Source organism: Polaribacter pacificus, from assembly GCF_038024035.1.
Lineage (GTDB): Bacteria > Bacteroidota > Bacteroidia > Flavobacteriales > Flavobacteriaceae > Polaribacter > Polaribacter pacificus.
The window spans coordinates 113,557-128,904 of the sequence record NZ_CP150664.1; the positions used below are offsets into that span (position 1 = coordinate 113,557).

The following is a 15,348-nucleotide window of genomic DNA, read 5'->3' on the forward strand; positions in this document are numbered from 1 at the left end:
TTAATTACCGGTTTTAAAGTCAACTAAAAAAGGTTTTAAAGGGATCTCATCTTCTGTTCGATACCCATTTTCAAGTAAGATTTGATAGCGTTTATTGGCTTCTAGTCTAATCTTGTAGGTAACAGAACCTCCATCTTCAGCAAAATCAATAGCAATTAATTTAGGGAAGTGCTCTTTGCCCAAATCACCAAAGCCAGTAGATTTTATTGCATTGTCCATTTTTTTTGAAAACAATAGTGTGATTTCTGTTGTGTTAGCAGGTACATTCTGACTTCCATTTTTAAATTGTTTGATTGCGATGACCTTTGGTCTACTCGTTTCAAATTTTTGATATAAAGTCTCAATAGGGCTTGATAGATAACCAGAATTGTCGACAAAGTTTTCAATTTGAGTTTCATTGCTATAATCCAATTCTATCATGTTTTTGATTGATAAAGCCTTGTTGTCTGATTTGTTGTAGTTAGATTCTGCAATTTTATAACCCATAAAGTAAATTAAATCTCTGGTGTTAAACTGGTTGTTTTGATTCCACATCCAATCACCCATTTTTCGAATATTAAAGACTTCTTTCTCAAAAGCAATTTTAAGTCTTTCTTCGTTTTCTAAGCCAAAATTATAATAATCAAAAGGTGCATTTTTGTGAGTCACTTTTGCTGCTATAAAATCAGCAATTCCTTCAAATAAACTCTGAGACAGTATGTTGTTTAAACTTTCATTTTGCTGTGTGTGTATATACTCATGAATGTTTAAAAAGTCTAAATATGAGGTTGGATTTATTGTGAAGTATTTTTTTACATGACTTAAGTTTTCAGGAAACTCGGTAGTAACGACGTTATTTGTCCCGAGTGCAAACTCTGAGCCTATCAAAGCCATATCATCAAAGCCTGTGCCTGGAGATCTAAACACACCCATGGTATAGTAAATGGTAGCTGGTTTTAAAGAAGGGTACAGTTCTTTGAGCTCTTGAAGTCCTTTTCTAATTTTAGCATTATAAAGTTTTGTTTTTAAGGTGCTTTTCCGAATTGATTTCCAGAATTTAGGGTATGATTTCATAGCCTCTATATATTCATTAGCCGTGTAGTTTCTTGCTTCAATCATGCCTTTTTGACCTTTTGAAGCTTTGCTTAAAAATGACTCATTAAGATATTTTAATTGCAGTACAGTGTCTTTGGTCTTGTTTATTTGATCAAAAGCAATCCAAAAATTAGTAATATCTTCATCTACAAATACCTGATTCACTGCAGGCTTTTTTTGGCAGTTGATACAAAGTAAAATTGCTATAAAAAAAGTTAGTTTTTTCATGAGAAACAAAGTTTAGTTGGTTGGTCTTTCTAGAAAGACATTTCTCAAGCTCTTTTGTGACAGTTTATAAAACAAAAAAACTCGTTGCTTTTGCAACGAGTTTTATATAGTTAAGTGTTTTTGTTTAGATCAATAAACCTTAAAACAATTCTCTTCCAGAAAAATGAAAAGCAGCTTCAATAGCAGCATTTTCATCAGAATCAGAACCGTGTACTGCATTTTCTCCAATAGAAGTAGCATATAGTTTTCTGATAGTTCCTTCAGCAGCTTCAGCAGGATTGGTTGCACCAATCAAAGCTCTAAAGTCTTCAACAGCATTGTCTTTTTCTAGAACGGCAGCAACAATTGCTCCACGAGTCATAAATTCTACCAATTCACCAAAGAATGGACGCTCACTGTGAACTCCGTAAAAAGATTCTGCATCTCTTTTAGTCATTTGGGTTAATTTCATTGCTACTATTCTAAATCCTGCAGCATTAATTTTTTCTAAGATAGCTCCGATGTGTCCGTTTTCAACGCCATCAGGCTTGATCATTGTAAATGTTCTGTTTGTTGCCATTTCTTGTTTTAAAAAATTTTTTGCAAAAATACAGCTTTTAATGTTAACAGCAAGTTAATTGTAAACTTGCGTATATTCTTGGAGCAAAACATTGTTCTTTCCACGAATTTGGAAACGGACTTTCTTTTGATCAAAATCAAATTTTAACAAACCAAAACTTATTTCTGAAACTACAGTTCCAAGACGATATGGATTGTATTCACCACTGTAAGAACTGTAGACGTGGGTTAGTCCACTTGAAGTAAAATCAACTAATGGGTAGCTCATACCTTCAATTGGAGTGAGTGAAAACTCAGAAATATGTCTATCGCCAGAGAGAACGATTATTCCTTTTGCATTCGAATTTTTAATAAGCTCTTTAAATTTATCTACCTCATGCGGGAAGTTTCCCCAAGATTCAAATCCATGGTGGTAAGAAAGTAATTGTACACTGCTTATAATAAGGTTAAAATCAGCTTTTGAATTTGTTAATTCTTCTTGGAGCCAAGCCCATTGTTTTTCTCCTAAAACAGTTCCCTTTCCATAGCTGTTTGGTTGGTATCTTTTACTTGAATTTACTGCTTTTGTTAATGATGTTCTAAAATAACGCGTATCGAGTACAATTACTTTTACGTTTCCTTTTGGAGTAGTAAAAACTTGTGAATGATAAACACCTTCTCTTTTTCTACGAGGATCTTCTTTTGGGACTTTTATAAAATCTAAAAACAACTGCTGACTTTCTTTTTTTACTGAAAATTCTTCACCTCCATCATTTAATCCATAATCATGGTCATCCCAGGTTCCTAATACGGTTACAGAGTTTGCAAACTCTTTGTAGTCTTTCTGTTGCCATTGTTGTTGGTAATCCTTCTCAAGTTTAGCCATGTCATCAGTGTCGGCATACACTACATCACCACCCCAAACCCAAACCGCAGGTTTATTTTTTGCGATTTCTTTCCATAGAACATTTTCCAAGGTTTGTTTGTTGCAAGATCCAAAGGATAGAATAAAGTCTTCTTGTTGCTGTTGTTGTCCCCAAAAGTTTTGAAAAACAAAGAATACAACGATGAATAGAGAGTGTTTTTGTGACATGATTTTGCGTTTTAGATAGACAAATGTATTAATAATTTATGAGTAGGTATATTATTAAATTGTATATTCGCAGCGTATGAAAAAAGTAGAATTACAGAAATTAAAACTGTTTTTATCAACTGCCCGAAACATCGTGATAGTACCACATAGGAACCCAGATGGGGATGCTATGGGGTCTACTTTGGGACTTTGTAAGTACCTTCAGAAAAAAGGTCATACAGCCACAGTGGTTTCGCCAAATGAATATCCAGATTTTTTAAAATGGTTACCCAATTCTAAAGATGTGTTGTTGTTTGATAAACAAAACAAACAAGCTAAAAGAGCAATCAATTCTTCTGATATTATCTTTTTGTTAGATTTTAATGCTTTACATAGAGTGGGTAATGATATGGAGCAGGCTCTAGAGGAGTATCCAAATGATTTTGTAATGATTGATCATCATCAACAGCCAGATAGCATTGCTCGTTATCTGTATTCAGATACCTCAATTTGTTCTACAGCTCAAATGGTCTATCACTTTTTAGAGTTGCTTGATGATGTACCTATGATAGATGCAGATATTGCTACCTGTCTATATACAGGAATCATGACGGATACAGGGTCTTTTAGATTTCGATCAACAACCAGTACCACGCATAGAATCATTGCTGATTTAATAGAAAAAGGTGCTGAAAATGATAAAATTCACAGCCAAGTATACGATGCAAATTCATACAATAGGTTATTATTACTAGGACAAGCTTTAACCAATTTAAAAGCGTTGCCAGAATATAAAACTGCATATATCACGCTCTCTGAAGATGAAAAAAATGCCTATGGCTACCAAAAAGGTGATACAGAAGGTGTTGTTAATTATGCGCTTTCTTTAAAAGGTATTAATTTTGCTGCAATTTTTATTGAAGATAAAGAGCAGCAAATTATTAAAATATCTTTTCGATCAAAAGGTAGTTTTTCTGTAAATCAATTTGCGAGAAATTATTTTGAAGGTGGTGGTCATGACAATGCTGCTGGAGGAAAATCAGATAAAAACTTAGAAGAGACTGTTGCTTATTTTGTTTCATTATTACCAGAATACAAAGAGCAGCTAGAAACTTCATACACAGAGTAAATAGTAATTAATTAAGAAATAGTATATCAAAAACACCAAAATCAACATGAAAGTATTAAAAAATTTAGTGATAGTTCTTGCAGCTTCGAGCATTGTGTCTTGTAGCAATCCAGTTGCCAATAAAAAATCTTTAGAAACAAGTATTGATTCTGTTAGTTATGCTTTAGGATTAGATATGGCTAATAAGTTTAGAGCAAATTTACCTGAAGTTAATAGTGCAGTTTTTATGCAAGGGTATTTAAATGGAATGGATTCTCTTAATTTATTGATTAAAAATGATGATGTATTGCCAGTGATTCAAAACTATTTGCAAAAACAACAAGCTAAGCAAATGGAAGAGCAGCAAAAAACAGCTCTTGAGGCAGCAGAAAAAGAATTTGGACATTTTAAGAAAGCTGGAGAAGAGTTCTTAGCTGAAAATAAAAAGAAAGATGGAGTAATCACTACAGAAAGTGGTTTGCAATACGAAATACTAAAGGCAGGTAAAGGAGAGAAGCCTTCTGCAACATCTATGGTTAAAATTCACTATCATGGAACTCTAATTGACGGTACTGTTTTTGAAAGTTCTGTAGAGAAGAATGCTCCAATAGAAATGAGAGTAAATCAATTTATTCAAGGATGGATTGAAGGTTTGCAACTAATGCCAGTTGGGGCTAAATATAGATTCTATATTCCTCAAGAGTTGGCATATGGAGCATTCCCAAGACCTGGAGTAATTAAGCCTTTTATGGCTTTGGTTTTTGAAGTAGAATTATTAGATATCAAATAAAATGAAGAGAATAACATTTTTTTTATGTTTTGCATTGGTTGTACTTGCAGCCTGTAAGCCTTCAAAATATCCAGACCTAGAGGATGGACTCTATGCAGATATTGAGACAGATAAGGGTTTTATCTTGGTTCAATTACATGAAGAGAAAACTCCTTTGACTGTCGCTAATTTTGTAACCTTAGCAGAAGGGACTAATGCTTATGTTAGCGATTCTTTAAAAGGGAAAAAGTTTTTTGAAGGGATTAAGTTTCATCGAGTTATTAATGATTTTATGATACAAGGAGGAGATCCTTCTGCTTCTGGTACAGGTGGTCCTGGTTATCGATTTGAGGATGAGTTTCCTAAAGATTCTTTGGGTGAACTAATATACAAGCACGATACTGCAGGGGTTCTATCTATGGCCAATTCTGGTCCTCGAACTGGATCTAATGGAAGTCAGTTTTTTATCACACACAAACCAACACCTTGGTTAGATGGAAAACATACTGTTTTTGGCTTGGTTAAAGAAGGTCAAGGGGTCGTTGATTCGATCGCTAAAGATGATTTAATTAAAGAGGTTACTATTATAAGAGTTGGGTCTAAAGCAAAAAAGTTTGATGCAGAAAAGGTCTTTGAAATAGAAATACAAAAATCAGAAAAAATAAAGAAAGAAAGACTTAAGAATAAAGCTGCCGAAGAGAAAAAAAGATATGAAACCTATCTAAAAGATAGGGCTGCTTTTTATGAAGAGAAAGGCTATGCAAAAGCTAAAATATATCCTTCTGGCTTGCGTGTTTTAACTTTAGATAAAGGTGAAAAAGGAGCAAAAATAGTTTCTGATAAGGCTGCAACCTTGCATTATACCTTGTATTTTGCTGACGGAAAATTATTTCAATCAACCAGAGAGACCAATACTCCATTTGTATGTACTATTGATCAACAGCCGATGATTGACGGATTTGTAGAAGGAGTACTCGGTTTGGGAGAAGGAGCTAAGGTGCGTTTATTTATTCCGTATAATTTAGCTTGGGGAGAAAAAGGAAATCCAAGTTTTCCTCCAAAAACAGATGTAGTTTTTGATATAGAAATATTAAAAATAGACAAGTAATACTATGTTTGAAAAATTAATACAGCTTGATAAAGAGCTTTTAATTTATTTAAATAATTTAGGAAGCGAGCGATGGGATTCATTCTGGTTGGTGATCACCAATCAGTTCTACTGGATCCCATTATTTGCTTTTGTTATCTTTTTACTTTTTAGAGAGTTTGCTTGGAAAAAAGGACTGTTCTTAGTCCTATTTATCTTTGCAATGGCCGCTTTTTCTGATCAGTTTACTAATTTCATTCGAGGAGTGTTTGAGCGCTTGAGACCCAATAATGATCCTGCAATAAACGAGATGCTAAGAACTTTAATTACACCACAAAGTTTTAGTTTTACTTCTGGTCACGCAACCACTTCTACAGCATTTGCAGTTTTTGTTTTTTTACTTTTAAAGAAACGTATTCCTCTTATCAAATGGGTTTTTGTTTTCCCAGTTTTCTTTGCATATAGTCGCTTGTATTTAGGCGTGCATTTTCCTATAGACATTTTTACGGGCGCTTGTGTAGGAACCTGTATAGGCTTTGCTTTTTACAAGCTTCAAGCATTTCTTGTTTCTAAGTTATTCGCTTAATTTTTTATTGTTGTAATACAAGTATTTTGTAGCATTGTAATAGCCTTTTACCAAGCTGTCTAGCTGTTTGCTAATTACAGGGAATTGATTTTTAATATCAACCAATTCTCCAGAATTGATGCTGTACAAATTTGTGTTTTTGGAATTTGTGGCGTAGGTGTAGTAGAAATCATCTTTTAAAACTGCTACAGCTGGTTCACCATTTATAGTCTTATATAAAAAAGCAAAACTTTTATCTGCGTCTGTGTTTAACGCATCATTACCTAAAGTGTAATTGGTGTAATTAATATTTGCTAGACTTGCTGCTGTAGGCATTAAATCAACCAATTTTGCGTAATGATTATGGGTTTTAGGGCTAATAAATTTTGGTGCATTGATAAAAAAGGGCACATGGTGTACTTGAGTCTCTAGATCAAATTCTTTTTTTTCTAAAAAATCTACAGGGTTCATTGCAGTATTATGATCGCCAAAAAACAAGAAAATTGTGTTGTCGTAATAGCCAGATTTTTTAGCTCTTTTTAAAAATTCATCCACATTAAAATCAAGGTATCTTATGGCGTTTAATTGTGCTACAGATTTAAATCCAGACTTTTCAAGTAGTTCTAAGCTAACATCAGACTCAGCTAAAGGTTTATAACTCTCTTTTTGTTCTGGGACCGTAAAAGGCATGTGGTTGGTGGCTGTTTGTATATAAGCGATAAATGGTTTGTTTTGTCTGTTGAGTTCAGCTAATTTCTTGTCAGATTGTTTAAACAGTTCATAATCATCTATTCCCCAGACATCTGCTCTGTTTTCATCAGCATAACTTCCTTCTTCAAAAATTTGTAAATCATTTACATTTGATTGGAAGACCCCTCTAATATTAGCCCAATTTGCTGATCCACCTAGAAAGTAAAGCTTTTCATAGCCTTTAAATTGATCAAAGACAATCCGTTGATCAATAACCATTGGGTTTCGAGAAGCAGTGCTAATATTGTCTATATCTGGAAGCCCTGTAATACTTGCAAAAACGCTTCCTGCTGTACCGGCCTTATGTACGTAAAAATTGGTAAAAAGAGCACTTTGTTTGGCAATACTATCCATTTTTGGAGTCGTACTTATTGGATTTCCAAAATAACTCATGGGTGCTACGCCAACAGACTCTAGCATAACGATTACAACATTGGGTTTGTTTTTTATAGAGTCGTTTGCTGTGTGTGGTTTTTCAAAAGAAAAGACATCTTTAGAAAGCCCTAGATAATTAGCAATTGTTGGGTAGTACTTCTTTGTTTCTTCTAGGTTAAAACCAGAGTTTCTAAAGGCAAAACTATCGTAAAAATACAGTACAGGATTTAAAGCAAATTGGTTTACAGCTTGATTTTTTGAAAAGAATGATTGACTCCATCGCAAAGGATAGTGTGTAAAGCTATTATAGATACCAAAGGCTAAAATTAGAAAAGGAATAACTATATAAAAAGCCTTCTTTTTTTTAGAAATTTGTCTGGTGTTTTTGTCTAGTTTGGTATAGATATAGCTATTGAAGCGATAAATTAAAAACACTAAGATTAGAAGTCCAAATAATCCTTTATACACTGGGTAACTCTCAATCAATACTTGCGTAGAGATCTTTAAATTGCTTAAAAAACGAAGTGAAGCTGCATCAAGGCGGATCCCTAAATACTCATAATAACCAAAATCAACTAAGTAAAAAATAGTTAATACAAGGTAGATTAGAGTAAGATAGATACTGCTAATTTTTTTGTAAATCTTGGCTTTAAAAAAGCGTTGATTAACAATGAAAAGGAGGATGGCAATTGGAAAAACAGCTAATACGGCAAGCTTTAAATCAAAACGAATTCCCAAAGAAAAAGCTTGACCAATTTCACGCTTAGAAACGCTGTCTAATTGCGCAAAAAAACCATAGAAAATTCCTCTAAAAAGAAGGGCGTATAGAAATACAAAAAAGACATTTACAAATAGGTATTGTATATAATTTGGAATTTTTTGCTTCATAAATCAATAATAAAAAAGCAAAGATATTCAAATTTAAAGCCAATCTATTTTGATTGGACTAAAAAATTAAAATTGCACACCCAATTTAAAGTTTAACACCCGTCCTGTCATATAATTGGGGATTCCATATTGGGTTTTAGAATAGACATCTCGCACCCAAGTATTGGTGATTGAATTTTGTATATCAAAAATATTAAAGAGCTCTAAGCCCATAGTAAACTCTCTAAAATTTTTAAGCCAAGCAGCTTTTGCTTTTTTGTTAGCATCTACAAAAACATAAGACACTCCTAAATCAGCCCTTTTGTAGGCGCTTAATCGATTCTGAAATTGATAGGCATCTGCATAAGAAGGAGCCCCACCTGGTACCCCAGAATTGTAAACTAGGTTAATATAGGCTTTTAAATCAGGTAGGTTAGGCACATAGTCTTGAAACAAAACCCCCACTTTTAGACGTTGATCTGTTGGTCTGGCAATATAACCTCGTTGGTCTATGTTTTCTTGCGTTTTTAAAAGGCCAATACTAATCCAGCTTTCATTGCCTGGTACAAATTCTCCATTTAATCGAACGTCTATTCCGGTTGCATAAGCAGTTGCATTGTTTTTAGCTTGATATCGAATTCGAACATTGTCAACAGTGTATGGATTTACATCGCTCAAATGTTTGTAATAAATCTCTGTAGTCAATTTAAAGGGTCTATTCCAAAGCATAAAACTATAATCATTACCAAGCACAGCATGAATAGCTTGTTGTGCTTTTACATCGGCTTTAATGTTTCCATTTGAATCTTTTAATTCTTTATAAAAAGGGGCTTGTGAATACCAACCGCCAGAAATTCTAAAGAGCAGATCTTGATCCCAGTCTGGCTTGATTGCAAATTGTGCCCGAGGACTAATGATTAATTGACTAACCGCAGGCTGATCATTGGGTTTTACTCGCCAATTTTGTGCTCTAACTCCAAGGTTATACCAAACTTGATGTTCGTTCCAAAAACCTTTCCTACTATATTGAGCAAAGCCAGAAATTCTGTCGATCTGAACACTGTTAAATGCTCTAATAGCTTGGTAAGGTTCTATGCTTCCAGTATATGGGTCATAGGGCTGATTGTTGTTAATACTATGGTGTAAAGGTCTTACAGAAAAGCCTAATGAATCGATTACTTCCCACTCAATGATTCGATCCTTTATTTGTTCATTTTGATACAGAATCCCTAAATCTATTTGGTTTTCATCTTTTTTATAAGTTGCTTTAAATTGCATGTTTGTAATAACTGCATCAAGATCATTTCTGGCGTGATTGAGTTGTGATCCGATTCCTTCTGAAAAAGCAACTTCACCAAAATTTTCAGAACCTAGATTGCTGTCAACTGCCCCCAAATTATAGGAAGCAAGTATGTCAAAGTATTCCTCTTCTTGAGTGTTGTAGCTAGACAGGGTTGTATTAAATGTCCAAAAGTCATTTGGTGTGTGCTTTAGATTTAGCGCCCCAAAACTTGTTAGGTAGCTGTCTTTTTCTTGGCCTTGGTAATAGACAATTAACTCTATGGGGTTTGCCAAAGTTCCAAAGCGAGTTTTCCTAGAAATAGGCGTGTAATTGTAGTTGTTTAAAGAAAAGTTTCCTAAAAAACTTAAGGATAACTTATCAGAAAAGGCATAACTAAGGTAGGATTGTACATCAGAGAAACTCGGCGTATAATTTGTTTCGACTTGTTTAGAATTTACAAACAAACTGTTATCTCTGTGACGGAACCCTATTAATGCACTAAATTTTTTGTTTGTAGAAATTCCTTCTATGGTTGCGCTACCACCTAACAAACTTAAATCAATAGTTGCTTTAAAAGATTTAGGTGTTTTGTAGGTAATATCAAGGACAGAAGATAGTTTGTCTCCGTACTTGGCTTGAAAACCACCAGCAGAAAAATGAATTTGCTGAACCATATCAGAATTGATAAAGCTTAAACCTTCTTGTTGCCCTGATCGCACTAGAAAAGGTCTGTAAATCTCGATACCATTTACATAGACTAAATTTTCATCAAAATTACCACCCCTTACATTGTACTGAGTACTTAACTCATTGGTATTGTTAACGCCAGGAAGCGTCATTAATAAATTTTCTACACCCGCATTTGCTCCAGGTAACCTTTTAACTTTTTTGGTGTCGATGGCGAGCACTCCTTGTGCCGCATTCTTTTTATTGACCACCGAAACCTCTTTTAAACTTTGTATTAAAACATCAAGTTTTGGAGAAAATACGATGGTTCTATTACTTCTTAAGGTGAATTTTTTGCTTATACTTTTGTAGGCAACATGCGTAAAAGTAACAACGATGGTTTTGCCAGTAGGAATTTGTAATTGATAACTACCGTCTGCCTTTGTTGTAGTTCCTTTGTTTTCATAACTTATTGAAACCCCTTCTATAGGTTCTTTAGAACTGTTGCTTACAATACCTTTTAGAAGGCTGGTTTGTGACAGTAAAACAAAGGGCCAAATTAAGGCGATGATACAAAAGCTTTTTTTCACAAAGTAGGTTTCATAAATTAAAATACGAATTTAGGATTTTTTATAGAACGTAGCGCTAAGACTGCTCTTATTTCCTACATTATCTAAGACTTCAATCTCGAATTTATGCTTTGCTTCTGTTAGCTTTTTGTCAGAGAAATCATAGGTTAAAAGTTTCTTTTTTAGGTTGTACTCCATTAAAATCCACTCACCATCTATAGTAGCTCTATAGGTTTTTATGCCAGAACCAACATCGTTAATCTCAACTGTTAGAGTTTTAGAATTTGTGAGCCAGCTACCATTTCTAAAATTCTTTAATTTTATTGTAGGTTTTTTAGAGTCGATTAGTAAGGTATATTTCCCTAAAGTTTTGCTTGTGGTATATGCCTTGGATTCTTTTTTAGTTGTCGCTTGATAATTTGGATACTTTTTATTGTTGATATTGGCAATATACAACTGCTTAACCTGATCCTCAGTGTATTTAGAAATATCAAAAGTAAGTGTAAAACTTTTATCCAATGGAATATTTGGCTCGTGAATGGTTACCACATCCTTGTCTACTTTTAAATCTAAATAGACATCCTTGTAAAAGCTATTTTTAGGGAATGCCACATTGGCCGTTCCTAAGTCAAATTTATGAAAAGCACCTGCTGTGATTTTGTAAGCAGTGGTGTCTGGAGCTTGTTTAAATAACGCATTGCTTTTTACACCTTTAACAGGAACACGAATGGTTGTTTTGTTTCCTTGAAAATCAGAAGCTACAATTTCTATATTGTAATCCCAACCTTCTTTTACATCAATATAACCATCATTGATTAACTTTTTATAAATACCTAAGGTGTTTTTTTGTCTTTTAAAAAGTCGTTGAAACTTCGTTTTATACCTTGCATAATGCGGATAGTCTATCAGTAGGTTGATAAATTTACTCTTTGCAAACGAAAAGGTTTCTAGTTTGTGTTCGTAGATTTTTAGTCCGTTTGCAAACATGGCCAATGCGTAAATACCATTCTTGTTGTATGCGTGGTTTAGTTGATCGTAAACCTCAAGACCAAACCCAATTCGACCACTTGCTAACACTTGATTGGTGCTATAAATAAACGGTTTTATTTTGCGTAATTTTAAGTTTGATTTTTTGTCAGAATTATGTATTCGAGACCCATCTTCTATAGGGTAGATCAATAGGTTTTTTATTTTTGGAGCAATGCTGTCTTTTGGTCGAATTCCAAAAAATAGTGGATTGATAATTTTTTCTGTTTTGGTATCTCTAATCTCGTAATGTAGGTGAGGGGCAACAAAACCTCCTGTACTACCACTTAATGCAACTATTTGTCCTTTTTTTATGGGTAATTGCCCTGGTTTTAAGAAGATGTTACCAGTTTCATAACTTTCCTTTTTGTATTGGATGTTTTTAACATACTCTTCAATACCTTCTCCAAACTTGCTCAAATGGGCATATACAGTGGTGTACCCATTGGGATGGGTAATGTAAAGAGCTTTTCCATAGCCCCACAAAGCAACTTTGATCCTAGAAACATAACCATCAGCAGCGGCGTATACTTTTAAGCCTTCTCTTTGCTTAGTTTTGATATCAAGGCCTGCATGAAAATGATTGCTTCTTAATTCACCAAAAGTTCCTGCTAAGACAATTGGAATATCTAAAGGACTTCTAAAATAGTTTTCAGGATATTTTTTTTGAGAATAAGACGCAAGCGTAAAAAAAGAGACAATTGTGTAAATAAAAATCTTCAAAATAACATTTTTGGCTAAATTAATAAAAAAAATAAGGATTCGAAAGCCCTTAAGCTAGAGTGTTTACTTACAGTTAGTTATAAATATTCAACTAAAAACAAGCATTTTTTTTGTGATTTAAGTTTCAGAATGGTAACTTTGTAACAATAGTTTTGATTTTTAATACTTGATGAGCAAAACATTAGAAGCAATTCATACACTGGAAGATAGGTTACAGACCTTGCTAGCTAATTATGAGTTTTTAAAAGAAGAAAATGAAGTTCTTCTCCAAAGAGTTAATGTATTGCAACAGCAACTAATCAAAAGTCAGCAAGTCATCGCAAATCAGCATGAACAATACGATTTGTTAAAAATGGCAAAAACTATTAATGGCAGTGAAGAAAATACAAGAGAAACAAAACTCAAAATAAATGCTTTAGTTCGAGAAATCGATAAATGTATAGTACAGCTAAACGAATAAACGAAGTTCTTTAAGAGTGTCAGGAAAATTAAAAATTAATGTTGTAATTGCTGGTAGAAACTACCCTTTAAGTGTTAAGAACACTCAAGAAGAGGAAGGAATGCGAAAAGCTGCAAGCAGTATTAACCAATTAATTTCCTTGTATGAGCAAAATTATGCGGTTAATGACAAGCAAGATGTTCTTGCTATGTGTGCACTGCGATTTGCATCTCAATTAGAAATCGCGAATTTAGATTCGGATGTCACACAGGATGAAGCTTTAAAAAAAATAAATGATCTAAATGTTTTATTACAAAAACACTTAGAATAAGTTCTTTAAAATAACATTAAAACACACTGCCTACGTTAGTAATTGTTTGATAAACTCAACACTGTTCAATTATGAAGGATGAGTCTTAACTGTTAAAGCGCGCCGTTGTACCTCTTTAGAGAGAACTACACGGATTCTTGATCAGTTAGTTAGTCCTATTAATATCATATTGGAGTTTATAAACCCACTGATGTAGGCTTTTTTTATATATTAAATCAAGATTATGGAACAAATGATACTTCCCTCCATTTTAGGAGTGGTTATAGGTGCGATTATTGGTTTTATCATTGCTAAAGCGATGGAAAAATCCAAAGAAAAAAAATTATTAAGCGCCACAAAAAAAGAAGCAGAATCAATACTGAAAGAAGCTAGAAAAGAAGCTGAATCATTAAAAAAAGATAAAATTTTACAAGCAAAAGAAAAATTCATTGAATTAAAATCTGAGCATGAAAAAGTTATCCTAGGAAGAGAAAAGAAAATCTCTGAAGTTGAAAAGCGCATTAGAGACAGAGAATCTCAATTAGCATCAGAGCAAGACAAAACAAAAAAGCTAAACAAAAATTTAGAAGTAAAAGAAGCTGATTTTACTTACAAATTAGATTTCCTTGAAAAGAAAGAAAGCGAGTTAGAAAGAAATCACAAAAGGCAAGTAGACTTGCTTGAGCAAATTTCAGGTCTATCCGCAGATGAAGCAAAGAAAGAACTAGTTACCTCTTTAAAAGACGAAGCCAAAGCAGATGCTATGGCATTTATTCAAAACGCAACAGAAGAGGCCAAATTAACCGCGGAGCAAGATGCTAGAAAAGTGGTTTTAAATACCATTCAACGAGTAGGGGTAGAACAGGCAGTAGAAAACTGTGTTTCTGTTTTTAACCTTGAATCTGATGATGTAAAAGGAAGAATTATTGGTAGAGAAGGACGTAATATTAGAGCCCTTGAAGCTGCTACTGGTGTAGAGATTATCGTTGATGATACTCCTGATGCTATTATCTTATCTTGTTTTGATCCCGTTAGAAGAGAGATTGCTCGTTTGTCATTACACAAATTAGTCACAGATGGTAGAATTCACCCAGCTAGAATTGAAGAGATCGTTCAAAAAACAGAAAAACAAATTACTCAAGAAATTATTGAAGTAGGGAAACGTACTGTAATTGATCTAGGGATTCATGGTTTACATCCAGAGTTGATTAAAACTATTGGAAGAATGAAATACCGCTCATCATATGGACAAAACTTATTACAGCACTCGAGAGAGGTAGCCAACCTTTGTGGAATTATGGCAGCTGAGTTAGGTTTAAATGCTAAAATGGCAAAAAGAGCTGGTCTTTTACACGATATAGGAAAAGTTCCAGATACAGAAAGCGAATTACCTCACGCACTACTAGGAATGCAATGGGCTGAGAAGTATGGTGAAAAACCAGAAGTTTGTAATGCAATTGGAGCTCACCATGATGAAATCGAAATGAAGAGTTTACTATCTCCTATCGTACAAGTCTGTGATGCTATTTCAGGAGCAAGACCTGGAGCAAGACGTCAGGTGTTAGATTCATATATACAACGTCTAAAAGATTTAGAAGACATCGCATTTGGATTTACAGGAGTACAAAAAGCGTATGCTATTCAAGCAGGTAGAGAATTAAGAGTGATGGTAGAGAGCAGCAAAGTTAATGATGAAAAAGCATCTGAACTCTCTTTTAATATCTCACAAAAAATTCAAAATGACATGACTTACCCAGGTCAGGTAAAGGTTACAGTGATTAGGGAAACCCGTGCAGTAAACGTTGCCAAGTAAAAAACTTATAAAATTAGTACATTAAAAACCTTGTGTTTATTCGCAAGGTTTTTTTTTGTGCCCAAATTTTATGTAAACGTTAATTTTC

General features: G+C 33.8%; 13 protein-coding genes. 7 read left to right on the plus strand and 6 right to left on the minus strand.

All coding sequences use genetic code 11. The features are described from left to right. The 3 genes from WHC90_RS00505 to WHC90_RS00515 all read right to left on the minus strand — a co-directional run bounded on the left by WHC90_RS00505 (position 1) and on the right by WHC90_RS00515 (position 2,932). The gene (locus WHC90_RS00505; protein WP_188598954.1) at positions 1–1,302 is read right to left on the minus strand and encodes a hypothetical protein; all 1,302 of its coding nucleotides are present in this window, start codon (positions 1,300–1,302) and stop codon (positions 1–3) included. A 139-nt stretch (positions 1,303–1,441) separates the two neighbouring features. Beyond that, positions 1,442–1,861: a nucleoside-diphosphate kinase gene (locus WHC90_RS00510; RefSeq protein WP_188598953.1), complete on the minus strand. Its 420-nt coding sequence runs from the start codon at positions 1,859–1,861 to the stop codon at positions 1,442–1,444. Positions 1,862–1,915: 54 nt separating this feature from the next. After that, entirely contained in the window at positions 1,916–2,932 is a 1,017-nt protein-coding gene (locus WHC90_RS00515) for an alkaline phosphatase D family protein (RefSeq protein ID WP_188598952.1), read from the minus strand. A 76-nt stretch (positions 2,933–3,008) separates the two neighbouring features. Between WHC90_RS00515 and WHC90_RS00520 the strand changes: the two genes are divergently transcribed. From WHC90_RS00520 to WHC90_RS00535, 4 genes are read left to right on the plus strand one after another with little or no spacing between them, the layout of a single operon-like run. Then, a complete protein-coding gene (locus tag WHC90_RS00520) occupies positions 3,009–4,040 on the plus strand; it encodes a DHH family phosphoesterase (RefSeq protein ID WP_188598951.1) in 1,032 nt (343 codons plus the stop codon). A gap of 46 nt (positions 4,041–4,086) precedes the next feature. Then, positions 4,087–4,809: an FKBP-type peptidyl-prolyl cis-trans isomerase gene (locus WHC90_RS00525; protein ID WP_188598950.1), complete on the plus strand. Its 723-nt coding sequence runs from the start codon at positions 4,087–4,089 to the stop codon at positions 4,807–4,809. A 1-nt stretch (position 4,810) separates the two neighbouring features. Beyond that, entirely contained in the window at positions 4,811–5,896 is a 1,086-nt protein-coding gene (locus tag WHC90_RS00530) for a peptidylprolyl isomerase (protein WP_188598949.1), read from the plus strand. 4 nt (positions 5,897–5,900) lie between these two features. Next, entirely contained in the window at positions 5,901–6,461 is a 561-nt protein-coding gene (locus WHC90_RS00535) for a phosphatase PAP2 family protein (protein WP_188598948.1), read from the plus strand. On the opposite strand, the gene WHC90_RS00540 is transcribed toward WHC90_RS00535, so the two are convergent. The 3 genes from WHC90_RS00540 to WHC90_RS00550 form a co-directional block, all read right to left on the minus strand. Next, positions 6,450–8,453 (minus strand): LTA synthase family protein, encoded by a 2,004-nt coding sequence (locus WHC90_RS00540; protein WP_188598947.1) that lies wholly within the window; start codon positions 8,451–8,453, stop codon positions 6,450–6,452. The two genes, WHC90_RS00535 and WHC90_RS00540, sit on opposite strands and share 12 nt — an antisense overlap. A gap of 66 nt (positions 8,454–8,519) precedes the next feature. Further along, the gene (locus WHC90_RS00545) at positions 8,520–10,970 is read right to left on the minus strand and encodes a TonB-dependent receptor (protein WP_188598946.1); all 2,451 of its coding nucleotides are present in this window, start codon (positions 10,968–10,970) and stop codon (positions 8,520–8,522) included. A gap of 30 nt (positions 10,971–11,000) precedes the next feature. Then, a complete protein-coding gene (locus WHC90_RS00550) occupies positions 11,001–12,698 on the minus strand; it encodes a M23 family metallopeptidase (protein WP_188598945.1) in 1,698 nt (565 codons plus the stop codon). 169 nt (positions 12,699–12,867) lie between these two features. On the opposite strand from WHC90_RS00550, the gene WHC90_RS00555 reads away from it, so the two are divergent. The 3 genes from WHC90_RS00555 to rny all read left to right on the plus strand — a co-directional run bounded on the left by WHC90_RS00555 (position 12,868) and on the right by rny (position 15,260). Next, complete coding sequence (locus tag WHC90_RS00555) at positions 12,868–13,158, plus strand: hypothetical protein (RefSeq protein ID WP_188598944.1); 291 nt, start codon at positions 12,868–12,870, stop codon at positions 13,156–13,158. A 16-nt stretch (positions 13,159–13,174) separates the two neighbouring features. Next, a complete protein-coding gene (locus WHC90_RS00560; RefSeq protein WP_188598943.1) occupies positions 13,175–13,468 on the plus strand; it encodes a cell division protein ZapA in 294 nt (97 codons plus the stop codon). Between the two features lie 223 nt (positions 13,469–13,691). Beyond that, positions 13,692–15,260: a ribonuclease Y gene (gene rny, locus WHC90_RS00570; RefSeq protein ID WP_188598942.1), complete on the plus strand. Its 1,569-nt coding sequence runs from the start codon at positions 13,692–13,694 to the stop codon at positions 15,258–15,260. The last annotated feature ends 88 nt before the right edge of the window (positions 15,261–15,348 follow it).